Source organism: Paenibacillus roseus (genome assembly GCF_016424485.1).
Lineage (GTDB): Bacteria > Bacillota > Bacilli > Paenibacillales > Paenibacillaceae > Paenibacillus_D > Paenibacillus_D roseus.
In genome coordinates, this window is the sequence record NZ_JAELUP010000089.1 from 129,069 (window position 1) to 154,239 (window position 25,171).

The following is a 25,171-nucleotide window of genomic DNA, read 5'->3' on the forward strand; positions in this document are numbered from 1 at the left end:
ATTGACATCTTAAAAAAATGTCAATCATCCCGTAGGACAAGTCTCACGCTTGAATCGCTTAATTTGATGTCTTCATGTTCTTGAAGCAGATCTGCGAAGTGACAGCAGTTACTGCCAGGGCACTTCGATTCATATAGCAAAACGACCTGTTCTTTGAGTGACATTATCACAAACGAACAACAATCTATCCAAAAAAAGGTTGACATTGATGAACACTCGTGATAACTTACTATTTGTATCTCAAACACGCATTTTACAGGAAGGAGCGAACAGGTATGTCTACCATTAATCTCAGCTTTCATCGTAATCCCCGTTTTACACAAGCTGTTCGCAATTTCATAGCCATCGCGGCCTTCCTTAATATGCAGGGGACTCGAAGATTAGTCTGAGCCATGACCAGACTGAACTTTACACCTTTCAGAATCCATGACACAGGTTGCGAATAACGCGTGACGTGTGTTTTTTTGTGCAGTGAGGCACATCGCGCCAGCGGTGTGCTTTTTTTGTTTTTCGTCCCCGGATTCGTCTTGGCATATAAGACCGTCGAAAGGAGTACATGCATGTTCGCCATTTTCACGAAATTAAGCTGGTATTTTAAGTTGGAGAAGAAACGCTATATCATTGCGATCACGTTGCTCGCTATCTCCGGCTTTATTGAGATTATTCCTCCAATGATGGTCGGATGGTTTATTGATGATTTGAAGACTGGAGCATTGACATGGGATAGCATAACGATGACGCTGCTTCAATTGGCGGGAATTACCGTAGCTGCTTATGTGCTTAATTATATTTGGATTAACAAATTATTCGGAGGCTCGTTCGTTGTAGAAAGAATGCTTCGCTCGCGCCTGATGCGCCAGTTTCTCAAGATGACTCCCACCTTCTATGAGCGTAATCGGACGGGTGATCTGATGGCCCGTTCGACGAATGATCTGCACGCGGTATCGGCTGCAGCGGGGTTCGGTATATTAACGCTCAGCGACTCTACGATATGGATGTTCACGCTGCTTATTATTATGAGCGTAGGGATTTCCTGGAAGCTGACATTGGCAGCCCTCCTTCCGTTGCCGATTATGGCGATCCTGTTCAGTGTGTATGGGAACTGGATACATACGCGCTATATGAGCGCTCAGGATGCTTTTGGCAAAATGAATGACGGAGTGCTGGAAACCATTTCAGGTGTGCGCGTAACTCGTGCATATGTTCAGGAACGTGCGTCTGAGAGAGAGTTCGCTGAGGTCACACAGGATGTATTGAACAAGAATCTGGATGTTGTTCGCGTCGATGCATTGTTCGGAGCAACGTCTAAAATATTCGTAGGGGCCAGCTATCTGATCGGTCTTGGCTACGGAGCTTATCTGGTCTTCAACAGTGAGCTTAGCGTCGGTATGCTGGTAACCTTCAATGTGTATCTGGGGATGCTCATATGGCCGATGATTGCCATTGGCGAGCTGATTAACGTGATGCAACGGGGGAGCGCCTCGCTTGATCGGGTCAATGAGACGCTTGGCTATAAGCCGGATGTTCCGGAGGTTGAAGCGTCGGTTCAGACGGGATTGCCGAAGACGCTCCGCTTCGATGACGTTACCTTTCGTTACCCGTCCTCATCCTTTAATAACCTGGAGGAAGTATCCTTCGAGCTGAAGCAGGGGCAGACGCTTGGCATTGTCGGTCGCACGGGGAGCGGCAAGACAACGCTGGTGAGGCAACTGCTGCGGGAATATCCGGCGGGACAGGGCGAGATTACGATATCCGATGCGCCCCTCAATCAAATCTCCATGGATGATTTGAAAGGCTGGCTCGGTTATGTGCCGCAAGAGCAGTTCCTGTTCTCCCGCACCGTTCAGAGCAATATCAAATTCGGCAAGCCGAATGCAACGGATCAGCAGATCGCAGCTTCCCTTGCGGCTTCCGCATTCCAGAAGGACATCGCACAGTTGCCGCGAGGCTTGAAGACACTGGTCGGGGAGAAAGGCGTATCCCTCTCCGGCGGCCAGAAGCAGCGGGTATCGATTGCCCGAGCGCTCATTACGGAGCCTGAAATTCTCATTCTGGACGATGCGCTGTCTGCCGTTGATGCTAGAACGGAAGCCGAAATTATTCGCAACATCCGGGAGGAGCGCGCCGGCAAGACGACATTGATTACAACGCACCGGCTGTCTGCGGTACAACATGCGGACCTGATTCTGGTGCTGGATGAAGGCCGGGTTATCGAAAGAGGGACACATGAAGAACTGCTGAGACGCGGCGGCTGGTATTCGGAGCAATATGAACGCCAGCAGGTTGAGACTGCAGAGGAAGATGAGGTGAAGTAAGATGGGCGAGGACAAGGAATTGTTCAGCATGGACCTGGTTAGACTGCAAGGGGGCAGGATGGAGGCCGTCAAGCGGCTCCTTCGCTATGCGATGCGGTTCAAGCGCATTTTGCTTCTGGCGCTCGTGATTTTGGCAGTTGCAGTGGCTGCCGATCTTGCCGGTCCATTCGTCGCCAAGCGGCTTATCGACGAGCATATTTCCGGTATTGAACGGGTATGGTATCAAACACAGGACACAGGTTCCTTCGCGGTAAGTTATGACGGCAAGCGATATAAACGGGAGGATCACTTTGCTGCGGATGAACAGCGAGGGGAGCCGGCACGGGTTTTGCAGGTTGAACGCAGTTATTACTTGATAGACGGCCCCGCCCTGATTGAAGGGAAACGAAGCTTGACAGCTGAAGAGCAAATCCGGATTGAGCAAGGGGAGAAGTCCGAGCTTTATGAAGGGAAAAAGTTGAGCGTCGGACAATTATTCGCGTTCTTCAAGCCGGAAATTGGCGGCATCTGGCTGCTGTGCGGCATTTATTTTGGACTCATGCTTTTATCGGCTTTATTTACGTATTTGCAGCGCTATTACTTGCAGTCCTCCGCCAACCAGATTATCCGCCGGATGAGGATGGACGTATTCGGGCAATTGAATCGCCTCCCGATCCGCTACTTCGACAATTTGCCGGCAGGCAAGGTTGTATCGCGGATTACGAACGATACCGAGGCGATTCGGGAGTTGTACGTAACCGTACTGGCGAACTTCTTTACTGGAACAATCTACATGATCGGGATTTTTGGAGCGCTGTTCCTGCTGAACGCGAAGCTGGCGGCAATTTGCCTGTTCATAGTACCTGTGCTGGTGCTGTGGATTTATCTGTACGGCAAAATATCAAGCCGCTATAACCGAACAATTCGCGCTACTGTCAGTGAAATTAACGGTACGCTTAATGAATCGATTCAGGGGATGCCGATCATCAAGGCTTTCCGCCAGGAGAAGAAGATCGAGCAAGAATTTGAGACGCATAATAAAAAGCTGTTTGATTACAACAACAAGCTGTTGAATTTAAATTCCTTGACGGAGCACAACCTGGTTGGGGTAATCCGCAACGCGGCGTTGGTCGCGATGATTTGGTACTTTGGCGGAATCTCGCTGACCGGACCGTCCGATGCGATTACCCTTGGGGTATTGTATGCTTTCGTGGACTATGTGAACCGGTTGTTCAATCCGATTGTCAGCATCGTCAATCAGCTTCCGAATCTGGAGACGGCGCTCGTATCGGCTGAGCGGGTGTTTGTATTGCTGGATGAGGAAGGCGAGGATGTTTCCGACCGCACAATGGACCGATACAAAGGCAACGTACAGTTCGATCATGTAACCTTTGCCTACCGCGAAGGCGAAGATGTGCTGAAGGGCATTTCCTTTGAAGCCAGACAGGGGCAAACGGTTGCGCTGGTCGGACATACCGGATCAGGCAAAAGCTCCATTCTTAATCTGCTGTTTCGCTTCTATGATGTCAGCAAAGGGAAGATTACAATTGACGGGAAGGATATCCGCAACCTCCCGCGTCAGATGATGCGGCGCCACATGGGAATCGTGCTGCAGGACCCGTTTCTGTTCACGGGGACGATTGCCTCCAATGTGTCGCTCAATGATCCGTCGATCAGCAGAGAACGTGTGGAGAAGGCACTGACTGACGTAGGCGCTGACAGACTGCTCAGGAATCTGCCGAAGGGAATTGACGAACCGGTAATTGAAAAGGGAAGTACGCTATCCGCCGGGCAGCGGCAGCTTATTTCGTTTGCCAGGGCCATTGCGTTTGATCCGGCGATTCTGATTTTGGATGAAGCGACCTCCAACATTGATACGGAGACGGAAGCGCTCATCCAGCATGCGCTGGAGGTCGTAAAGAAAGGCCGTACGACCTTTGTCATTGCACACCGGCTGTCGACGATCAAGAGCGCGGATTTGATTTTGGTGCTGGACAAAGGACAAATTGCCGAGCAAGGCAATCATGATGAACTGATGCGACTGAAAGGGAAGTATTATCAGATGTACCAGATTCAGCAGGGGCACAGCCGCGCTGTGGTGTAAGCATGAATAGCGGTCCGCAAAGCTGCAATGGCTTTGCGGACCGCTGTTTTGCGAGTAGAGTATGGTATTCGCTGTGTAATCGCGGTGTGCACGTCAAGAATGAGATGGACCATCACTATCGGAGTTATGCGGATCAGTTCGTTGAAGGTTAAGTTTCGCGGCACCCGTTAAGGACTTCGCACATATGGTATGGGTAAGTACCTAACCCAAGGAGGCCATTAACAGATGCAAAATCCTCATTTCGCAAGCAGAGCTTTTGTCCCGGGAGCGGGACCATTCTTCCATCCATCCTTCTTTCCCCGTCCTCGTTTCTTCCCTTTTTTCTTTCTTTCTCCGTTCTTTTTTCCGTTCTTTAGAGACGGGCAGCATCAACATGATTTGTACGCGCAGCATTCATCCAAAGAAGGAGAAAATCTGGCAAGCCTTGCCCGCCAGTATAATTGTCCACTCCCGATTCTGGAAGCAATGAACCCGCATATTCAAAACCCTGCCGCACTGCAAGGAGCGGTCGTCAATATTCCCCGTCTGGACAATATGTATTGTCATAAAATGTATTTGGAAGAGAGAGTGGAAGATGGCAGCCAGACTGCTCCGGCAAGCGTATCTCCGGCCAATGTCGCTCCGGCAGCCGCTTCGAACAATTGGGCGCCTCACTCCCCGTATACGGGATACTAGACCATCCATATGAATTCGGGTATTCGAATAGACACCATGCGTCCCTTGGAAACATGGTGTCTATTTTTTTGCATGGAACTATAAAACTTTGAATTGACAGCCAAGTGTATTATATGGATAATACACTTGTAAGGTGTATGAACTACCTAGTACACACACTTGGTTTTAAAAGAGGTGAAGTCGAGCATGGAGAATGAATGGGATTCAGTCGCCTTTAACAGCAGGGACCCTGTCTATCTGCAGGTCGTCCGGTATTTTAAGGAGCAAATTGCAACAGGAAAACTTCAGGCCGGACAGGTCATCCCTTCACGCAGGGAATTGGGTGCCATGATGAAAATTAATCCGAATACAGCCCAGAAGGCATATAAAGAAATGGAGGAACAGCAGTTGATCGTAACAGAGGGAAATTCACCGAGTCGGATTACGGGGGATGGCGCGGTGCTGCGTACGATCCGCTCGGAATTAATCGGGGAAGCTGTGGATGCTTTTGTCGGTTCGGTACGAAAAGTCAAGGTGCCCATTGATGAACTGCTCGATTTGGTGCGGACAAAATATATGGAAGAGATGAACAGGCAGTCCGGGTCTGATGAAGGGGGGACAAATCATGATTAAGGTCGAGAATGTACATAAGCGATATGGCCTTCGCAAAATATTAAACGGCGTATCGTTCACAGCCGAGAAGGGGCAGATTACCTGTCTGATCGGCATCAACGGAGCGGGCAAATCGTCGCTGCTTCATGCGATTATGGGGCTGACGCCGATTCATGGCGGGCATATTGCGATAGACGGCCAGCCGCTAGGCACAGCAGGCTATGAGCGGATTGCCTTTGTTCCTGACCACCTTACTATGCCTCCGGGGATGAGAATCAATGAGGCGATGCGCTTTATGGAGGATTTTTATAAGGGCTGGAATATGGCGCGCGCCAACGATCTGCTTCGTTTTTTCGGGCTTGAAAGTACGGAGCGGCTCGGCAATATGTCCAAGGGAACGGCCGCAAAATTCAGCTTGATGCTGGGGCTGGGTCAGGATACGGACTACATCTTGATGGATGAACCGTTCTCGGGAATCGACTTGTTCAGCCGGGAGAAAATTACGGAAGTATTCTCAAGCGAACTAATTGAAGGCCGCGGTGTACTTTTCACTACACATGAGATCGCTGAGATGGAGCGACTGATGGATAAAGCTGTGCTGATTCAAGATGGGAAAATCATTCGCTCCTTCGACTGTGAAGCCGTGCGTTATCAGGAAGGCAAGTCGGTACTTGATGTGATGAGGGAGGTGTATCAGTCTTGAAGCGCTATTTGAAGCTGGTTCATATGGAAGTGCATCGATTCCGTTATCTGATGCTCTTCCTGATGGGTGTGATTCTGATTTTTCAGGTTGGCGCAATCATTTCCGTGCTGTCGAGAGAACTGTCTCAGCGATGGGATGATCCGACGTATAACGGCGTCAGGTCACCGTTTGTGCCGGAAGGGATGCTCTCTTTTACATGGGTCATTTCCAATACTAATTTTTGGTTCGCTGTCCCTATGCTCATCAGTGTTGCTGTCATCGGACTTTATGTTTTTTTCGTCTGGTACAGAGAGTGGCTGGGCAGGTCGACCTTTATCTATCGTTTGTTGATGCTGCCGGGGGCGAGATGCCAGATTTACCTGGCGAAGCTGACTGCCATCCTTATTTTTGTATTCAGTCTTGTCTCCTATCAGCTGCTCCTGCTGCCTTTGCAAAAGCTGTTATTTCAAATGATGGTTCCTGCCGAGTGGAGGGTAGACTCTTACTGGCCTGAGGTCATCCATGCCAATCGGGCCCTGGATCTGCTTATTCCGCGCAATATAGAACAGTTTCTCTCTATCTATGGTCTGGGCATTATGGCTGTACTCATTATTTTTACGGGGATTTTGCTGGAACGAAGCTACCGGAGAATTGGAATACTGTACGGTCTCCTTTATGTTGTCGGGAATGCAATAGTGGCGTTATATTTGCCGGATTTGCTTGGTCTGGGACTACCGGGGACTTATCTATATCCCGATGAAATTGTAGGGTTGGTTGTTGGGGTATGTCTGTTGCTGCTTGTCTTGTCGGTGGTATTCGGCTTCCGGCTGCTCGCCAACAAGATTACAGTGTAAGGGGGGAAACCATGAGACGTTATTGGTTGACGATCATGCTTGGCTTGCTGGCGGTTAGCGGGATTTCTACATATTATTTTTTTGGCTCAAAGGATCATCTCCCTGAATTCAAGCTTGTAACGCTGCAAGGCGAACCCCATGAAGGGGAGTCTCTGACTCTGTCCGGCACCTATGGCGGCAGAAAGCAATCCGAATTTCTGGAGATTACGAAAGAGGGGAGCCGTTACAACGGGAGGGAAAGGAATTTGCGCCGCGGCCTGATTTCGAAGGTCGGGTGGTTCTACAGAGATGGCATACTTGAATCATTTATCGGGGAACATCGCAACATAGCCCGCGGGAAAAATTACGGACCTCAAGCGTTAATTAATGAAGACGAGTTCATTTATGCAAAATGGGTAGACAGGCGCAGCGCTTCAACGGACCAGGGCGGAACGCTGCAAATTACCGTTTTTGACCGGGGTTCGGGTGAGGAAAGGGAGTTTGAGGCGGATATTCCTGTCCACCCCGGTACAATCGCTGATGTGCGTAGATTAGGCGAGGAGCTGCATATTGTGATGTTCAAGCATTTGCTGCTTGATACTTCGGCAGAAATCTATGATGTGGTTATTAATTTGTCTACGGAACAGTGGGCTCGCACGGATAAGCTGGCGGAAGGGAAGAAAATGTCAGGAGAAGTTTTTAACAGCAATGATATCTATAGAAATGAAGCTTTTTCCGAGCCTTTGTCTGAGTTTATTCTAATCAGGGAAGACAAACAAGCTGTTGTTTCAGGCTCAATAGGCGGTAACTTTGTATCTAGAGAACTTTCCAGACAATTCTACGCTTATTCATTTTTAACAGGGGAAAAGGAAGCACTTCCGGCGTTTTATGGATCAAGCAACTCTTTTGTTTCTGATAGCGACTATTATATGACAAGTTTGTACGGCAATCTTTTTTCACTGGTACAATTCAATAAGAAGGAAGCTGTTGTGTCCCAATATAATTTGTCCAGCAAAGAGGAGCGAAGGGAGTATGTGACGCTTACTCCTGAACAATTTGGAGCTTCTGAGATTATAGATGCAATCATCAAAAGTAACAAAATCTATCTTTTGCTGGCAACCACTGGCGCGCCTGTTGCAGCCGTCGTTCATTTACAGGGCGAAAAGCTGCTGTACCTTGGACAAGTTACCTATGAGACTCCTGAGGCAGCGAAAACAGAAAAAATAGAGTACTTGCGTTTGAGAAGCATAAATATCAAAGGAATTCGAATATGGGGATAGCATGAGCAAAAGCAGCCGCGGCTGCTTTTTTTGTCTAATTAGAGGACGGCGAAGCCGTTTATGCGTGAATTTAAAAACTTTTGGCATAGGCAAAAATGACTAAATGAATTGAAAAAATGAATTGAAATTCAAAAAGGATAGTAGATTTTACCTTGGTTTTTCTGAAAAACTATTCAAAATGGCATATAAATTTACGATAATAGTATTAGTCATATGTCGAATTATGGTAGCGTAGCGAACCGAATCGTAAGAAGAATTTTTTAAATCTTTTCCGCAGCTATGCTTTGCCTACTACAAAGGAGTGGATATAGAGAACCAAGCGAAGGACCAGCTTTCACAATATAGATGAACAAGGAGCGCTAACAAGATGCAGTTATTCAAACGAATGTCCTTTTTTACGAAAACTTTACTTCTTTCATTTATTAACATTTTGCTAATCGGTGGGATTTTGATCACGTCAAGCTATATCATTCAGAAGAATATTCTGGTCGATCAACTACATGGCCAAATTACAGTCGTTACCCAGGAGTGGTTCAAAGAGATCGACCCGAAACTAGTTGCCCAGGCGGTAGTTCAAAATAGCTATGATGGCGAGGCTCAAGCTGTTCTTCAGCAAAAGTTTGATCTAATACACAAATATAATCCTAATATTGCGCAAGCTTATATTTTTGGTGTAGAGTTGGGAGGAGATGCCCGTAATCAGACCTCACTGATCGCGATGCCGACCAATCTTGTTGAAGCTTTTTCGGCCGAAAATGTAGGTATTGGAGATATGTACGACCAGCCTATAGCCATGGCTAATGGTCTGGCCGAAATGTTGAAAACCGGCAAGCCGACCTTTACATCGTTCTACAGTGACAGCTTCGGGACCTGGACTTCCATTCTGTACCCCATCCTGGATGAACAGGGCAAAATATTCGCCTTCTTCTCTGCGGACGTAGACGCCAGCGCCGTACCGGAGGGTCTGCACAGACTGCTAATCAACGGTACTTTGATTTTGGTGATCTTTTTGCTGATCATTTTCGTTATCCAATACTTCTTTACCCGTCTTACGCTTAATCCTATCAAGGAACTGGTCCGGGGTATCGGGGAGGTTAACGGAGGTAATCTCAATGTGCAGTTGAAGACCGGCAGCGATGATCTCGGTATCGTTAATCAGCGGTTTAACGAAATGGTGGAACGCATCAACGATGCAATGGTGCAGGTACAACGCACTTCCCATTCTGTTAATAATTCCGCCCGGAATTTGCATGAAATTTCCGAGCAGAACAGCAAAAATACTAATCTGATTACGGCAAGTATTCAGGAGATTACGAATGGCATCGCCGATCAGGAGCAGGCATCCACAGACAGCGCGAGAGCGATGGCAGAGCTTTCTATTGTTATTCAAACGATTGCGGATAATTCCTCCAAAGTGGCGGAAGAAGCCTTTGATATGGAACAAAAGTCGATGGAAGGAAACACCATCGTCAAGCAGGTCATCAGCCAGATGGAGCAAATCAAGCAGATCGTCACGGAATCTGCTGGAGCGATGAAATCGCTCGACAGCCGTTCTCAGGAGATTGAGGATATTGTATCCATTATTAAGGGGATTTCCAGCCAGACGAATTTGCTTGCTCTTAATGCCGCAATCGAAGCAGCTAGAGTAGGAGAGCACGGCAAAGGCTTTGCTGTTGTAGCTGATGAAGTCCGCAAACTGGCTGAGCAGTCTGAACGCTCTGTAAGCCAAATCTCTGAGCTGGTCAAAGAAATCCAGGGAGAAATTCAAATTGCCGTTCGTGCGCTGGAGCAGGGAACAACTGAAGTCCAGCAGGGGATGGCCATTTCGGATGCAACTGGCCAACTGCTCAATGAGATTTTGCAGGCGACTCAGAACGTTACCAACCAGATTCAGGAAGTTTCAAGTTCGACAGAGGAGCTGTCGGCCGGTACTGAAGAGCTGACCGCCACGTCGGAGAATTTGTCCCAATCGGTAGGCATTACAGCTGTAAACAGCACCAAAATTTCAGAAAGCGTCCAGGAACAGAAAGAAACGGTGAATGTGATTTTGAATTCGTCGACAGATCTTGCTTCTTTGTCTGAAGAGCTGCAAAAGCTGCTCAATCAGTTCCAGGTGCGCTCTAAAAAGTAAGATCGGCTCCCGAAGGAGCCAATGTTGTTCGTTTTTTCACGAATCTTCGCATCTGTTGATGCGGGGGAAATTCCTGCGAGGAGGATGTATCTAAACATGACGGAAATGATTTCAAGCGTTACTGCTTTAACAGCGGAAAGCTCCTTATTGTTCATACCGCTCGATTTTTCACGTCACAATCGCACTTATTCTTTCTCGTCAGCCGAACTGTCGCTAAGTCAAGACCTCAATGAGCGTTTGGAAGCAGCGCTCCGCGATCAGGGGGAAGCGACAGCTGTATTTGGAGCCGTCTATTTTGCATTGCTTTATCGTCTTTCTGGAGAAAAAGAGATTATGGCAGGATGGACTTCTAATGAAGACAGGGGATTTCCTGTGCTGCTCAACTTTGACGAAGAAAATCGGACTTTCGATCGTCTGGTGCACAACTTGAAGCAACATTTGGCTTCGGCCAGACCGGCTGGCGAACCGGAATTTGACACACGCTTTTCCGTCAACTTCCCGATTCAGGCAGACCGGGAGCTGCTGAACTGGCAGCTAATTGAACATGAGGGAAGTTGGCAAATCAAGGCGGACTATGACCGCTCTATTTTGACGGAAACGACTATTCGCCGTTACATGCAATATTATTTGACTTTGTTGGATGCTGCTTTGGCTGATCAAGCCGGGCTGATTGCAGCCGTCGACATTTTGACTGATGAGGACAAAGCGGTCTACGGGCGGATGAATGATACGGTGTGGCCATATGACAAAAGCCAGACGATTCATGGCATGTTCGAGAAGGCGGCGGCGCAATTTCCGGACCATATCGCTTTGTCTTCTATCCATGGCAAGCTAACTTACCGAGAGCTGAATGAGAGAGCGAACCGTATGGCCAGACTGTTGCTGGACAAGGGTCTGACGAAGGGCGGCTTTGTCACGCTATTTATGGAGCGCAGTCTCGAGCTTGTCATCAGCTTGCTGGGCATCCTAAAGGCGGGCGGCGTCTATGTTCCGGTCGATCCGGAACATCCGGAGGACCGCAACCGGTACATATTGTCCGATACGGAATCGGCTTTTGTATTGACTAAAACCCAATATTTGAGCGAAGCGAAGCATTTGTGCGCGGAAATTAGCACTGTGAAGGAAATTTTGGCGGTTGATGCAGGCATTATGAATGCGATCGATGGCAGTGAGAATACGGGCGTCCATGTAGCTCCCGATGATTTGGCCTATGTCATTTATACGTCCGGTTCAACCGGACGGCCAAAGGGAGCGCTCATTGCACACGAAGGCGTCGTCAATCTGGGAGAGACGGTACGTACAGATTGCCAAATCGAGCCGGAAGATGTGCTAACGCAATTTGCAACGTACAGCTTCGACGCTTCGGTATGGGATACGATCGGGGCATTGTTCTACGGCGCTCATCTGTATTTGCTTGCTCCTGAGGAGCGGGTATCGGTCGAGGAATTTGCTTCGGCGATTGAGCGGACCGGAACGACCATTATTACAATCCTGCCGACCGTCTTCTTCAATCAGCTATCGACCTATCTGTCCGATGAAGGATATCGCAAACTTTCCAGGGTTAAGCTTATTACGGTAGCCGGCGAGGCGCTTTACGGAGAGCAGGTTCGGGCGTTCCAGAGGAAATTCCGCGACGGCATCGATATCGTCAACGTATACGGACCGACAGAATGCACCGTATGTACGACAACGCATAAAATTACCGGTTACATCCCGGATAGTCTGACAAATGTCCCAATCGGGCGTCCTATTCATAATTATAAAGTATATATTGTCAATGAAGAAAACCAGCTTTGCCCGCTACATGTTCACGGAGAAGTCTATATTGCGACCGTCGGGCTGGCAAAGGGGTATCTGAATCAACCGGAGAAAACAGCAGCAGCTTTCATTCCGAACCCGTTCGGAGAAGGCCAAATTTACAAGTCTGGGGATATTGCCAAGCTTCTTCCTGACGGCACTGTGGAATATGTAGGCCGAAGGGATTCTCAGATCAAAATTCGCGGACACCGCATTGAGATCGGAGAAATTGAAGACAGCTTTGCGAAAATTCCGAATGTGCAACATGCTGCGGTTGTCTGCAAGAAGGATGCGGATGGTCAAAATATGCTGGCAGGCTACTTCGCGTCCAAAGACGGCGGCCTGTTGTCGACAACCGAGATCAAGCGCATGCTGGGGGACAAGCTGCCTTCGTATTTCGTCCCGAAATGGATTGTGCAGCTAACTGAGATGCCGACATCTCCTACCGGCAAGATCGACCGGAAGCGTCTGCTGGCCATGGAGCATCAAGGCCAGACGGGGGATGAAGAATTTGTCCCGCCTGTATCGGAAGTCGAGCGCAGGGTGGCCCATTCATGGGAGCAAGCGCTGAAGCTTGGACGGGTATCCCGCCATGATGATTTCTTTGCGATTGGCGGCGACTCCCTCGCCATCATTCAAGTGCTCGTAATTTTGAAGCCGCATTATCCGAACCTGAAAATCAATGATTTCTTTCAATACCGTACAGTTGATGCGATTGCAGCGCGCATTGAAGAGCTGCTAACCGGGGAGCAGGAGACGCTTGGTTTCTCCGCATATTCGGGTCCAGCCATCAAGCTTGATGAGCACCCTGCTATTCCAGGGGGAGACGTCGGGGAGTTGGCTTCTGCGCCTATGTCTGCTGTGCTGCTCACAGGCTCAACGGGGTACCTTGGCAGCTACTTGCTACACGAATTGCTGGTTAAAAGCGAGGCAGTTGTGTATTGCCTGGTTCGTCCGGGGCTGGAGGCGGGGATCAAGCGAATCCGCAGCAACATGGAATTTTTCTTCGGTTCGGGCATCGCAGAGCAGTTGGAAGGCCGGGTCGTTGCTGTAGAGGGTGATCTGGAGAAGCTGCAACTCGGCCTGCGTGACGAAGATCGGCAAAAGCTGATCGTTGCGCTGGATGCGATCATCCATAGCGCAGCAGATGTTCGGCACTTTGGAGATGAGGAGCAGTTCGCAAAAACAAATATCGCGGGAACCTTGTCTCTAATTGAGTTGGCGCGGGCTTGCACCCGCAAGGTTCATTTTCATCATATTTCCACGCTTGGCATACCGGAAGATTTGGCTTTAAGCGGGCAATGGGATACGGTCGTGGAGCAGCAAAAGCTCGATTCTGATCTTCGTGTTGACAACCTGTATACACAGAGCAAAATGGCAGCGGAGAAAGCCGTCATTTCCGCTGGGGAAGCAGGACTTAATATCAGTGTATACCGAGCGGGAAACCTGTCTTGTCACTCGGAGACCGGATTGTTCCAAAAAAATATCGACAGCAATTCTTTCTATCGGATGATAAAAGCGATGCTGCTGCTTGGCAAAGCGCCGGAAGTAAGCTGGGAGATGGATTTTACGCCAATCAATTATGCAGCCGAGGCGATTGTTCAGTTGGCTCTTCAGCAGGGGAGCGTCAGCCGTATGTTCCATATCTGCAATCCGAAAACGATCGCCTATGCGCAATGGATTGACATGATCCGCGGTTGCGGGTATGAAATTCAAGCCCTTGCCCCGTCGGCTTACACAGCCTGGCTATTCGATGAACACGTTCCGAAAAACCTGGAAGGCGTGCAGCTTGCTATTGCACAGTTGGAGGGCGATGGAGCGAAGGATTCGCCGTTCCGCTACGGCTGCGACTTGACGAGCGAGACACTGGAGAAATTCGGTGTTCGGTGCGCCGAGCCGGATCGGCAGCTGATGACCAAAATGATTGATTACGCCGTCAAAATCGGCTACTTCCCGAGACCGAAGGTATTGCAACAGGGCTAACTTATTCCACAGGGAACTGCGAGTTGTACAAACGAGCTATACATTGGACAGCATACAGCAAGTGTAACCAGAACACAGCCGGGTCCGGCTGTGTTCTTTTTTGAAAATACAAGAATTGAAATTAACTGATTTTGAAGCGATAGTCATAACCTCTGGGGCCTGTTGGAGGTACCTGCAGCTGGTATTGGTGGCCTGGAATCAGGGTCACGGTGAAGACTTGCCCACCCGGCTGAATGTTGTGGAAGGTCATAAATGGGCTAAGGTTTGTCGTACCTGTCGTTTTATCCTGGAGATAGAATGTGCCAATCGCACCCGGCGTATCGACCCAGAATGTGATAGTATGCGTATCATTGCTGTCATTGGTAAAATTCCAAAAATCGACGATGACATTGTTTGCTGTCGTACCGTAATTCACATTGTAAGGGCTGATGAACGTATTTGTTGTGCTGTAACCGTTCACATTTGGACTCTCATAGATGTCTGCAAATGCGGATGTTGCGCCAGCAAGCAGGAAAACCATAGTCGCTGCTGTCAAGACAGATTTTTTCAACCATTTGTTCTGTGTCATCCACGTACACGCTCCTAATGTTATAAATTTATCACTGTTCTTGTTCGCGAATTTCGCGGGGGATAATTATTTGCTGCATCTTTCATTTTATAGGATTTTCCAAGCCAGCCAATGTATGATTCTACGATAATAATGCTCAAAATTACGTTCGATATAGTCTTCGCACCATTTTGGCGGACATGACCGCTACTGTCATCCGATGCGCCCAAGAAACTCGCTCGCGGCCCGGGTGAGCGGAATATTGCGGAGTGTCATAATGCCCACCTGAGCAGGGGGCATCTTCACATCCAGCTTGACTTCAAACAGCGAGCCTTCCTCAAGCTCCCTTGAGACGAACTCCCGCGTAATAAACGAGATGCCAAGGCCCTTGCGCGCCAGTTCAATGAGCAGGTCGACGCTGCCAACCTCGATTCCCGGTTTTAGATTAAATCCGTAATTGTGAAACAGATCGGTCACCGCTTTCCGGGCTCTGCTGTTCCGCGAGAACAGAATAATTGGATATTCAAGGAGCTGTTCCATCGACAGCAATTCCCCCTTCAACTCGGCATAACGGGAGCCGGCAACGAAGCAGTCCTGCAATTGAATACTTTCACGCACTTCAAGCTGGGGATCGACAATCGGCATGCGGACAACACCGAGATCGATGCGGCCTTCCTTCAAAAATGTAATAATTTCAGGAGTCGTTCCATGAATTAATTGCAGCTTGATGCCCGGATACTCATCATGAAATGCCTCCAGATAAGGAAGCAAAAAGTGCTTGAACAGCGAGTCGCTGCCACCTATCCGCAGTTCGCCGCTCTCCAGCTTCTTGAGTTCCGCCATCTTCTCTTCCGCAAGTCCGATCAAAATATGGGATTGTTCAATATACGAATAAAGTGTGGCCCCCTCCGGCGTCAGGGAAACCCCCTTTGAATTGCGTGAGAATAAAGCTACACCAAAGCTGTCCTCCAACTGCTTGATTGCGTGGCTGACACTTGGTTGTGTAAGAAATAGTGTTTTGGCCGCTTTGGTCAGACTGCCGGACTTGGCCGCCCAGTAAAAAACCTTGTATAATTCAAAATTATTCATAGACATGATCTATAGCTCCTGTTACATGTATTCATCACATGTATAGTTTTACTGGTATTATAGAGGAATCACTGACAGGATGCCAGTGCAGTTATTTATGAAGTTGAACGCAAGAAACAGAAGTGGGTAGCGGAGTGTGAAAGGATTCTGGAGAAGCGAAGCGTTCGCCATGCTCCCGGAAGAACCTTTCACACGGAGGCTCTCATCGAAGTTATGCAAGAGTTTCCCCAATCACGCAAGAATATGGTACAATGAGAACCATTACATCCATCTTTTGGGGGAGTTTATGTCATCTAGATATTCCTTCTTAATCAAATTGATAGCGTTTACAATTTTCATTAGCGCAGTTCCTTTGCTGGCCCTTGGCATGTATGCTTTTTTCCAGTCGACCTCAGCTGTACAGACTAAAGTCAATGAAGCAAATGTCTTTATTTTGCAGCAGTCGCAAAGTCGGGTCGAGCAAATTTTGAAAGTAATCGATCAGGTATCCGGCCGCTATGCAGAGACGCCGCTTGTCACGGAGGATGTGAAGAAGGAACTGCGAATTGAGGATTTTCAGGAAATTGATTTGCTCGTAAAAGGACTGCTCGGCGTGCAGACGTATGAGCTTGGGGTCCGGGATGTGGAGCTTCACAGCTTGCAACACGGCTGGCATATCCGGAACGGCGGCTTTTATTTCGGGAATAACAAGTCGCAGGAGATCAACGATCTGAAGGGGAACTACAGCGTTGGGTGGATACCGGAAACGTCATCGGCATTTGCAGGTATCCGGCTTGTGAAGATGATTCCTGCAAACGCGGCAGAGCCGAAAGGGTACATGTCTGTAAGGATGTCGAGCGGTGAACTGGTCAAGCTGCTGGCAGGCGGCTTTGCAACCGGCGAGACGATGATTTTGGATGACAAAATGAATGTAATTGTACACAGCGGCGGGAAGCTGACCGGACAAAATATCGCTTCCGAAGGCTGGATACAGGATATGCAGCAGGCGGGGCGGCAGCAGGGGTACCTGAACAGCGTCGTGCTGGGTGAACCCAGCAGTGTGGTCTACAACCAGTCCCGTTACAACAATTGGACCTATGTATCGGTCATCCCGCTCGGAGAATCGACGAAGGAATCTGCGCTGATCGGTTGGGCGACCTTCACTGCCTGTCTGGCGCTGGTGCTGATTGCAGCTCTGCTCTCCTATTGGGGGTCCAGACGCATGTACTTCCCGCTGAGGAGACTGCTTGAATTTACCGTGCGGACGGGCAAGCCGTCTGGAGCAAGCGGAGTGGTGCGCGACGAATTTCAGCGAATCAGCACGCACCTGGCGTTTCTTCACCAGTCCAATGAGCTGCTGGAGGACCGCATGAAGATTCAGTCCGTCCAGTTGGTCGACTACTTTATGCTCAAGCTGCTTCAGGGCGAGCTGCTCTCCGGCGAGCTTGCAGAGAAGATGCAGCAATTCCAAATTCCGCAATGGCATAAACATGCAGTACTCCTGATGCAGATTGATACGCTGGATCAGACCCGTTACGAGGCGAAAGAGCAGGATTTGCTGCTGTTTGCGATCAATAATATTGCTTCGGAACTGATTCCGCCGCCGCAGCGGATTCATGCGATGCCGGTCGGCAACTATCAGGTAACGTTGGTCGGGAGCGATGCAGATACCCATGGGGAACTGCTTGCCGAGTTGAGTGTGCTTGCCGAATCCGTGCAAAAGGCGGTGGACGAATACCTGGGACTGAAAATCAGTGCAGGCATCAGCAGGCCATACGATGAAATGTACGCGACACCGCAAGCGTTTCTGGAAGCGAAGGAAGCTCTGCAATACCGGATTCGTCTGGGGGAGAAGGCGATTTTGCATCTGGATGATCTGAAGCCCCAGCAGACTGCCAGTCATTATTACCCGCATCATCTGGCGTCCGAACTGGTACATTCCATTGCTTTTCTCGATGCTGTGCGCGCTGAAGAACTGCTGCGCAAGTTTATTCAGGAGGTGCTGCGGGTCGAGACGAACCCCCGGCTCTACAGAGTATCTTTCGCAATGCTGCTGACGGATTTGGCACGGGCAGTCTATGAGACTGGCGATACGGATGAACTGTTCGCCCGCGACCAGCTCAACAAGTATGAGCAGCTGTTCGGTCTGAAAACCCCGCAGGAGATTGAGGCGTGGTTTCGGACGGGAATGATTGAGCCGATGATTGCGCTTGCCCGCAAGCGCCACGATTCTTCGGGCAAGCGTATCTCATGCTCGGTGCGGGAGCTGATTCATACATATTATGACAGCGATCTGACGCTGGAGCAGTGTGCGGCCCGGCTTCATTACAGCACGCATTATGTCCGCCGGATGTTCCGCAAGGAGACCGGGCTGAGTTTCAGCGAATATCTGGCCTCCTACCGGCATGAGAAGGCGAAGGGGTGGCTGAGCGGCACGAACATGAAAATTACGGAGATTGCCGAACGGCTTCAATATACGAATGCACAAAATTTTATCCGGCAGTTTCGCAAGCTGGAGGGCATGACGCCGGGGCAGTACAGGGAGCAGAAGCTGGCGGAGATGTAGCTGCGGCAGCCGAAAGGATAAAGCTCCGCATGATTCATACGAACCAAAGGAGGTCTTGATTCTACTTGATGTAGAGTCAAGACCTCCTTTTTTCTCCGTTTTTAAGTGTCCTGCACCGGTTCCCAAATGATTATCCGCTGGGTCGCAGGTGATTACCGCTCGGGGACAAACCCGTGCTGCGCCTGGTTTTTTGCAAGTGGAGCGCTGCGGATTATTGAAGGCAATTCCGCTTTTGCTTATGCTGGCCCTACCCGAATAATCAAGGAGGAAGACGAATGGCGGAAACGACGATTTTACCGGACCGCGCAGTGACCCGGCGGCGGGGCAACCGAATGCTGGCGCGGTTGTTGAAGAACAAATGGCTCTACCTGATGGCGCTTCCGGGGATGCTCTATTTTATTATTTTCCGGTATTTCCCGATGTGGGGACTGCTTATTTCGTTTCAGGATTATCAGCCGTCGCTTGGCATGCTGCAAAGCAAGTGGGTCGGCTTCGAGCACTTCCAGCGGTTTTTCTTTGACGCATCATTTGGCATGCTGTTTCGGAATACGCTGCTGCTTGCTTTTTACAATCTGGTGTTCTTCTTTCCGCTGCCGATCGTGTTGGCGCTGCTGTTAAATGAAATTCGCAGGGAGATGTTCAAGCGCTTTATTCAAACGATTGTCTATGTGCCGCATTTCGTATCCTGGGTTGTAGTGGTGGGGATTTCATATATTTTCTTCACCACGGAAGGCGGTATTGTCAACGATATTCTGGCGGCGCTTGGGCTGCCCAAGATCAATTTTCTCATGTCGGAAGAGTGGTTCCGGTCGATGATTATCGCGCAAGTGGTCTGGAAAGAGACAGGGTGGGGCACGATTATTTTCCTGGCGGCGCTTGCAGGAGTTGATCAGCAGCTTTACGAGGCGGCGAGAATTGACGGAGCGGGTCGTTTCAGGCAGCTATGGCATATTACGCTTCCGGCGATTCGCAGCGTCATTGTCATTTTGCTCATTCTAAGGCTTGGCAATTTCCTCGACACGGGCTTCGAGCAGATTTTTCTGATGCTTAACTCCATGAACCGTGAGGTTGGGGAAGTATTCGATACGTATGTTTACAATGTCGGGATTCAGCAGGGCCAGTTCAGTTACAGTACAGCGGTCGGACTTTTCAAATCGGTGATCGGACTGCTGCTGGTATTGGGCGCGAACAAGCTGGCCAAAAAATTCGGCGAAAGCGGCCTCTTTTAAGGAGATGATGACATGATTGGCAGAAGCTTGAGCAGCCGTTTCTTTGACGGATTGAACTATATCTTCCTGTCCCTGGTTGCCTTGGTCACGATCATACCGTTCATTTATATCGTGTCGGTTTCATTTGCTGCGCCGGAGGAGGTGCTGCGCCGCGGGTTTATTTTATTCCCGACTACCTTTTCATTGGAAGGCTACAAATATATCTTCTCCACCGGCACTATTATTCGAAGCCTGGGCATTACAGTCGGTATTACGGTAATCGGCACGATCATTAATTTGCTCTTTACCGCATTGCTCGCCTATCCGTTGTCGAGACAGGACTTTAGCGGGCGAAATGTGTTTATGATGCTGGTCGTATTCACGATGCTCTTTAATGGCGGCATTCTTCCAACCTTCCTTGTCGTAAAAGCGTTCGGGATGCTGAATACGTATTGGGCGTTGCTCATTCCCAATGCCATTAGCGCTTTTAATCTCATTGTCGTCGTCAGCTTTTTCCGTCAATTGCCGGAAGGACTGGAGGAGGCGGCTAAAATCGACGGATGCAATGATTTGGGGCTGCTGTTTCGCATTGTACTGCCGCTGTCGGCTCCTGTGCTGGCGACATTCGCTTTATTTTACGCGGTAGGTCATTGGAATACGTTCTTCAATGCGATTTTGTACATTAACAATGCCGATATGTGGCCGATTCAGGTATGGCTGCGCCAGATTGTCATCTTATCCCAGGGGGGAATCGGCGACTCTACCCAATTTGACCAGAACTATATTGCTCCGCCGTCGCAGATTATCAAGATGGCTGTCATCGTCATTTCGACAGTTCCGATCCTGGTTGTATATCCCTTTCTGCAAAAGCATTTTGCCAAAGGCGTGCTGCTGGGCTCTGTAAAAGGCTGATCGAATTTCCGCCACTTGCTGGCGGAAAGACTTTCACATAAAATTATCTATAGGGAGGCAATTCCATGAAGAACTGGCAAATAAAATGGAAGAAAACAGGTATTCTGATCATGGGGGTCATGCTCGGAACTACTCTTCTGGCGGGCTGTGGAGGGAATGCGAACAAGCCGGAAGGCGGCACCAACAAAGCTGTGACGGGAGAGAGCCAGGGGCCGCTCAAGCTGAGTATCATGTCCCTGATGTATGCCGAGCCGCCCAAGGCTGACAGTGATGTGCAAAAGGCGGTTGAAGCGTACACGAATACCAAGCTGGATATTTCCTGGGTTCCGAATTCCATGTACAAGGACAAGGTGAACGTGACGATCGGCTCTGGAGAGTTGCCTAAGGCCATGCTGGTACAAAACAACAAGGATTCGAATATTCTGAATGCCGTTCGTTCCGGCGCCTTCTGGGAAGTCGGACCATATATCGATGACTATCCGAATTTGTCCAAAATGAGCAAGGCGGTATTTGACAACATCAAGGTGGACGGCAAAATCTACGGGTTGTACCGTGCCAGAGATCTATCTACGTTCGGCATCATTTTCCGCAGCGACTGGCTGAAAAATGTCGGTCTGAGCGAACCGAAGACAATCGATGACCTTTATGCGGTTTTGAAAGCATTTACACTGGATGATCCGGACAAAAACGGAAAACAGGATACAGTTGGCCTGACCGAGGACAAGGCGATGGAAGGCTTTAATGTTATCGCGTCGTACATGGGCGCTCCTAACGGCTGGGAGGTCAAGGACGGCAAGCTGAGCCCGGACTTTTTGGCGCCGGAATATTTTGAAGCGATGCAATTTTACAAGAAGCTCTATGACGAAGGGTTGATCAAGCAAGACTTCCCGGTGCTGAACAACCAGCAGAAGAAGGATGATATCAATCAAGGCAAGGCTGGCTTGGTTATTTCCAATATGATCGATGCTGCAGCCTACCAGGCCTCGCTTACGAAGACTTTCCCGGGAGCCGATGTAGATGTAGTCAGCCGCATCCAGGGGCCGAAGGGTGAGCGTACGCCAGGCGGTCAGGGTTATAACAGCGTATTCATGTTCCCGAAATCGAGCGTGAAAACAGAAGAGGAACTGAAGCAGATTCTGGGCTTCTTCGATAAGCTTTCCGATCAGACGATGCTGGATTTGCTCGGCTGGGGCTCTGAAGGCAAGCATTATAAGTTGGAGAACAACAAGCCGGTATTTATCGATCAGAAGTTGTTTGATACCGAGGTTGGTTCCAGCTATCTGCAATTGCAAGTGGCGAAATATACGGCGAAGACGCCGGGTCTGGAAACCCCGCTTATGGAGAAATATGCAAAGATGATTCGTGAAAACGAAGAAATTGCCGTGAACAATCCGTCCAACCCGCTCGTATCGGATACAATGACAACGAAGGGTACGGAGATCAGACCCATCATTGAGGATGCGCGCGCGAAATTTATTCTGGGCAAAATTGATGAGGCGGGCTGGCAAAAAGCGATTGACGATTGGCGGAAAGCTGGCGGCGACAAGATTATAGAGGAATTCAGCGCACATTACGCGCAAATCAATTAAAAACTCGAAATTCGGGAGAGAGGCGAAAAAACGCCTCTCCTTTCGGACGTTAAGGGGAAAAAGGAGAGAGCTTAGGATGACGGGAATAAAAACCGTAATGGTATCGGGGACAGATCGGGGAATCGGACTGGAGCTGGTCAAGCAGTTGCTGCAGGGCGATTATACTGTATTTGCCGGGGGGATTGCCCCGGATGAAGCGGCGCTGGGACAGCTTTCGAATCAGTATCCGGGGAGACTGCACGGGTTTCGGCTTGATGTCAGCAGTGATAACAGCGTCAAAGAAGCGGCCAATCGAATTGCCGGGGTAACGGACAGGCTCGATTTGCTCATTAACAACGCTGCTATTTTGGGCGATATTGATGCAACGATAGAAGATTCGCTTGATTTCGAGGAAATTCAGCGTATTTACAATATAACGGCGCTTGGCGCAATCCGTTTGTCCAATGCACTAATCGGCCCGATTATGAATGGAGGCAAGCTAATCGTCAATATTACATCGGAGGCTGGAAGCATCGGATTGAGCCATCGCGAAAGCTGGTTCGGGTACAGCATGGCGAAGGCGGCTCTTAATATGGGTTCCACCATCATTCACCGCAAAATCAGCAAGAAGGGCGGACGCGTGCTTCTGCTTCATCCGGGCTGGGTGAAGTCCTTCATGAGAGGGAAGTGGGATAATGGCGGAATTTACTCTCCGGAAGAAGCGGCGTCCAATCTGCTGAACCAAATCGCCCAGCATAAAGATGAAATCCGTGACTTGCCTTTATATATTGAAGCGGATACGGGGAAGGAATTGCCTTGGTAGAAAGATCAGCGCCTGACCTTTAGAAGAGGGGAACACTGCGTGGCAGAGGATTCTTCCGATCACGGTTAAAGCCCGATTCCTTTATTTCATAGAAGTTCATCAGGGGGAATCGGGCTTTAAAGACGACTACTAGGGAAACCGCTTTCTTATATCTTTGAAAAAAGGATGGCTCACCAAGTCAAGGTTTTATCCAAGCCGAATAATTTTCTCTTCGATCTGCCGTTGTTCCTCTTCGTCCCGCACGACGGTAATTTCGAATGCGCTGCGACTTCGAATCAAGGAGAATTGTAAAGTTTGTAAACATAAGAGACAGAAAAAAACAGCAAATAAACCGTTTTCAAATTTTAAAAGTGAATCAAAAATTACCGCCTTCCAATGATAACCAAAAAGGACTTTTTTTCAGTAAAACGCTTAACCACAAACGATTTTTCCTCTTTACTTCCCCCTGAACAGTGTCGCTTTATATGCCTAAAATTCCCTTTGTTTTACGTTTTCGTCCCGTTTTCTGCTACATAAAGTCGCCCTAAATTTTGACATAATCTTAACAACCGCAACCATTTGTTGTAACAATCGAGCTCTATAATTCGGATTAGCTTGATTCCGGCATTTATGTTTTGTTTACAATTCCTTTCATTGTAGGAGGTCGGATGCCGGGGAATCAGGCGGCGCAGACAAGCCAATGAGATTTTGAAAAAATGGGGGAATGCGGTGGTCATAAGGAACGTGATTGCAGTGGGAGTCTTAGTTCGAAACGAACCCTTTGCCTGTGAAAGGACGGACAGGCCGTTGACGCTTGAAAACGAAAAAATATGGTTAAGGGAGCTAAGCCAATGAAGAAAATGTTCAAAATCTCGGTTTTGACGCTTCTTGTTTCAGCGCTTGTTGGTTCAAATTTTGCAGTGAAGCCTGATTATGCAAATGCAGGAAGTTATCTTCCGGTAACGGCGTATGATAATTCTCCTTATGGAGGAGCATCTCAACAATTTGATGTTGGCAGTTACAATGTAAATGATTTGAAAAACGGCGTAGGCAATGACAAGATATCGTCGCTCCGTGTAGCACCTGGCTATAAAGTGACCTTGTACAAAGACCAAAATTTCTCCGGTGCGTCCAAAGTATTTACGGCAGATGCCATGTTCGTAGGAGCAGATTTCAATGACCTGACCTCAAGCCTTGTTGTTGAAAAAATTTCTCCACTGGATTCCACTAGCGTCGCTGTTCCGAATAATTCATACGATGCGCAATCAAAGCGCCAACTGCTGCAAACCTTCGCGCCAAGAATCTGGTTTGCTCAAGGTGAAGTGTACTTCCCGTCTTCTGTCGAGTATACCCTCCCTTATGTAGACCGCTACGTGAACAGCAGTTCAGGCCAATACGAATTTAAAACGAAAACACCGCTTAATCCTTACGATCTCAAGCTTCCTTACTTCAAGGGCGATCTGGCTAATGCACCGATCTATGCTTTCTGGGTAGAGAAAGAGTACAACAACGTTGATCTGGTCTACTTCCAGTTCTCTCCGTACGATCTGGGCAAAACGGTACTCGGCACTGAAGTGGGCAACCATGTAGGCGATTTTGAACGGGTTACTGTAAGGCTGGCCAAGTTTGTTCACAACAATACGAACTATTTGAAGCCGGTTCAGGTACTCTACGGAGCCCATTTCTTCGCAAATACGTACAGTTGGAGTGAAGTGAACAAGATTAACGGTACTCATCCGGTAGCTTACTCCGCATTCGGCTCCCACGGTATGTGGAAGGATGCAGGCAACCATGTGTACAAAGATCTGGTCGTTGTGCAATTAACCGACGTAACAAACCAAGGCACAGCATGGGATACCTGGAACAGTCTCCAGGCATTTGAGTACTATCCGAACCAATCGACAGGCGTGGGACTCGGCAATCCTTGGCCGACATGGCTGAATAAGGATTATAACAACCCGAACAGCTTATCAGTTGCTCGCTTTGGAAATCCGACTCAAGGTACCTTCTTCGGACAACCCCTGCTTGCAGGCGGACCGGCAGGACCGCAGGAAAAGGCCTCGTTGACAGACGCAACTTTGCTGGATTAGTTTTTGCAGGACAAGCTTCATACTTACCGGAATCATATAA

The 25,171-nt window shown here is 48.9% G+C and carries 17 protein-coding genes; 15 read left to right on the forward strand and 2 right to left on the reverse strand.

Annotated elements, in window-relative coordinates:
- Nucleotides 1–560 precede the first annotated feature (560 nt).
- The 9 genes from JFN88_RS16085 to JFN88_RS16125 all read left to right on the forward strand — a co-directional run bounded on the left by JFN88_RS16085 (nucleotide 561) and on the right by JFN88_RS16125 (nucleotide 14,370).
- Nucleotides 561–2,315, forward strand: a complete 1,755-nt coding sequence (locus tag JFN88_RS16085; RefSeq protein ID WP_199020278.1) for an ABC transporter ATP-binding protein — start codon at nucleotides 561–563, stop codon at nucleotides 2,313–2,315.
- A 58-nt stretch (nucleotides 2,316–2,373) separates the two neighbouring features.
- On the forward strand, nucleotides 2,374–4,398 hold the full coding sequence (locus tag JFN88_RS16090; RefSeq protein ID WP_199020314.1) for an ABC transporter ATP-binding protein: 2,025 nt from the start codon (nucleotides 2,374–2,376) through the stop codon (nucleotides 4,396–4,398).
- Between the two features lie 225 nt (nucleotides 4,399–4,623).
- Nucleotides 4,624–5,073, forward strand: coding sequence for a LysM peptidoglycan-binding domain-containing protein (locus JFN88_RS16095; protein ID WP_199020279.1), 450 nt, complete (start codon nucleotides 4,624–4,626; stop codon nucleotides 5,071–5,073).
- Between the two features lie 186 nt (nucleotides 5,074–5,259).
- Nucleotides 5,260–5,685: a GntR family transcriptional regulator gene (locus JFN88_RS16100; RefSeq protein WP_199020280.1), complete on the forward strand. Its 426-nt coding sequence runs from the start codon at nucleotides 5,260–5,262 to the stop codon at nucleotides 5,683–5,685.
- Nucleotides 5,678–6,367 carry an ATP-binding cassette domain-containing protein gene (locus JFN88_RS16105; RefSeq protein ID WP_199020281.1) on the forward strand — a complete coding sequence of 230 codons (690 nt, stop codon included), beginning with the start codon at nucleotides 5,678–5,680 and terminating at the stop codon, nucleotides 6,365–6,367. The genes JFN88_RS16100 and JFN88_RS16105 overlap by 8 nt, the downstream gene beginning before the upstream one ends.
- Nucleotides 6,364–7,200: a hypothetical protein gene (locus JFN88_RS16110; protein WP_199020282.1), complete on the forward strand. Its 837-nt coding sequence runs from the start codon at nucleotides 6,364–6,366 to the stop codon at nucleotides 7,198–7,200. The genes JFN88_RS16105 and JFN88_RS16110 overlap by 4 nt, the downstream gene beginning before the upstream one ends.
- Before the next feature lie 11 nt (nucleotides 7,201–7,211).
- The gene (locus JFN88_RS16115; RefSeq protein WP_199020283.1) at nucleotides 7,212–8,459 is read left to right on the forward strand and encodes a hypothetical protein; all 1,248 of its coding nucleotides are present in this window, start codon (nucleotides 7,212–7,214) and stop codon (nucleotides 8,457–8,459) included.
- 367 nt (nucleotides 8,460–8,826) lie between these two features.
- On the forward strand, nucleotides 8,827–10,590 hold the full coding sequence (locus JFN88_RS16120) for a methyl-accepting chemotaxis protein (protein ID WP_199020284.1): 1,764 nt from the start codon (nucleotides 8,827–8,829) through the stop codon (nucleotides 10,588–10,590).
- A gap of 96 nt (nucleotides 10,591–10,686) precedes the next feature.
- Entirely contained in the window at nucleotides 10,687–14,370 is a 3,684-nt protein-coding gene (locus JFN88_RS16125) for a non-ribosomal peptide synthetase family protein (protein ID WP_199020285.1), read from the forward strand.
- 121 nt (nucleotides 14,371–14,491) lie between these two features.
- Here JFN88_RS16125 and JFN88_RS16130 read toward each other — a convergent pair whose 3' ends face one another.
- Nucleotides 14,492–14,938 carry a hypothetical protein gene (locus JFN88_RS16130; protein WP_199020286.1) on the reverse strand — a complete coding sequence of 149 codons (447 nt, stop codon included), beginning with the start codon at nucleotides 14,936–14,938 and terminating at the stop codon, nucleotides 14,492–14,494.
- Between the two features lie 192 nt (nucleotides 14,939–15,130).
- Entirely contained in the window at nucleotides 15,131–16,012 is an 882-nt protein-coding gene (locus tag JFN88_RS16135; protein ID WP_199020287.1) for a LysR family transcriptional regulator, read from the reverse strand.
- Nucleotides 16,013–16,292: 280 nt separating this feature from the next.
- Here JFN88_RS16135 and JFN88_RS16140 point away from each other — a divergent pair, with 280 nt between their 5' ends.
- From JFN88_RS16140 to JFN88_RS16165, 6 genes are all read left to right on the forward strand, one after another.
- Nucleotides 16,293–18,551, forward strand: a complete 2,259-nt coding sequence (locus tag JFN88_RS16140; RefSeq protein ID WP_199020288.1) for a helix-turn-helix domain-containing protein — start codon at nucleotides 16,293–16,295, stop codon at nucleotides 18,549–18,551.
- Between the two features lie 332 nt (nucleotides 18,552–18,883).
- Complete coding sequence (locus JFN88_RS16145; protein WP_379167410.1) at nucleotides 18,884–19,780, forward strand: ABC transporter permease; 897 nt, start codon at nucleotides 18,884–18,886, stop codon at nucleotides 19,778–19,780.
- Between the two features lie 12 nt (nucleotides 19,781–19,792).
- A complete protein-coding gene (locus JFN88_RS16150) occupies nucleotides 19,793–20,671 on the forward strand; it encodes a carbohydrate ABC transporter permease (RefSeq protein WP_199020289.1) in 879 nt (292 codons plus the stop codon).
- 65 nt (nucleotides 20,672–20,736) lie between these two features.
- Nucleotides 20,737–22,260, forward strand: a complete 1,524-nt coding sequence (locus tag JFN88_RS16155) for an extracellular solute-binding protein (RefSeq protein ID WP_199020290.1) — start codon at nucleotides 20,737–20,739, stop codon at nucleotides 22,258–22,260.
- Nucleotides 22,261–22,336: 76 nt separating this feature from the next.
- On the forward strand, nucleotides 22,337–23,062 hold the full coding sequence (locus JFN88_RS16160; protein ID WP_199020291.1) for an SDR family NAD(P)-dependent oxidoreductase: 726 nt from the start codon (nucleotides 22,337–22,339) through the stop codon (nucleotides 23,060–23,062).
- Between the two features lie 830 nt (nucleotides 23,063–23,892).
- On the forward strand, nucleotides 23,893–25,131 hold the full coding sequence (locus JFN88_RS16165; protein WP_199020292.1) for a hypothetical protein: 1,239 nt from the start codon (nucleotides 23,893–23,895) through the stop codon (nucleotides 25,129–25,131).
- Nucleotides 25,132–25,171: the final 40 nt, after the last annotated feature.

Coding starts and splice junctions, on each gene's coding strand:
- JFN88_RS16085 (WP_199020278.1), top strand. CDS start 561: ATGTTCGCCATTTTCACGAAATTAAGCTGGTATTTTAAGTTGGAGAAG.
- JFN88_RS16090 (WP_199020314.1), top strand. CDS start 2,374: ATGGAGGCCGTCAAGCGGCTCCTTCGCTATGCGATGCGGTTCAAGCGC.
- JFN88_RS16095 (WP_199020279.1), top strand. CDS start 4,624: ATGCAAAATCCTCATTTCGCAAGCAGAGCTTTTGTCCCGGGAGCGGGA.
- JFN88_RS16100 (WP_199020280.1), top strand. CDS start 5,260: ATGGAGAATGAATGGGATTCAGTCGCCTTTAACAGCAGGGACCCTGTC.
- JFN88_RS16105 (WP_199020281.1), top strand. CDS start 5,678: ATGATTAAGGTCGAGAATGTACATAAGCGATATGGCCTTCGCAAAATA.
- JFN88_RS16115 (WP_199020283.1), top strand. CDS start 7,212: ATGAGACGTTATTGGTTGACGATCATGCTTGGCTTGCTGGCGGTTAGC.
- JFN88_RS16120 (WP_199020284.1), top strand. CDS start 8,827: ATGCAGTTATTCAAACGAATGTCCTTTTTTACGAAAACTTTACTTCTT.
- JFN88_RS16125 (WP_199020285.1), top strand. CDS start 10,687: ATGACGGAAATGATTTCAAGCGTTACTGCTTTAACAGCGGAAAGCTCC.
- JFN88_RS16130 (WP_199020286.1), bottom strand. CDS start 14,938: ATGACACAGAACAAATGGTTGAAAAAATCTGTCTTGACAGCAGCGACT.
- JFN88_RS16135 (WP_199020287.1), bottom strand. CDS start 16,012: ATGTCTATGAATAATTTTGAATTATACAAGGTTTTTTACTGGGCGGCC.
- JFN88_RS16140 (WP_199020288.1), top strand. CDS start 16,293: ATGTCATCTAGATATTCCTTCTTAATCAAATTGATAGCGTTTACAATT.
- JFN88_RS16145 (WP_379167410.1), top strand. CDS start 18,884: ATGCTGGCGCGGTTGTTGAAGAACAAATGGCTCTACCTGATGGCGCTT.
- JFN88_RS16150 (WP_199020289.1), top strand. CDS start 19,793: ATGATTGGCAGAAGCTTGAGCAGCCGTTTCTTTGACGGATTGAACTAT.
- JFN88_RS16155 (WP_199020290.1), top strand. CDS start 20,737: ATGAAGAACTGGCAAATAAAATGGAAGAAAACAGGTATTCTGATCATG.
- JFN88_RS16160 (WP_199020291.1), top strand. CDS start 22,337: ATGACGGGAATAAAAACCGTAATGGTATCGGGGACAGATCGGGGAATC.
- JFN88_RS16165 (WP_199020292.1), top strand. CDS start 23,893: ATGAAGAAAATGTTCAAAATCTCGGTTTTGACGCTTCTTGTTTCAGCG.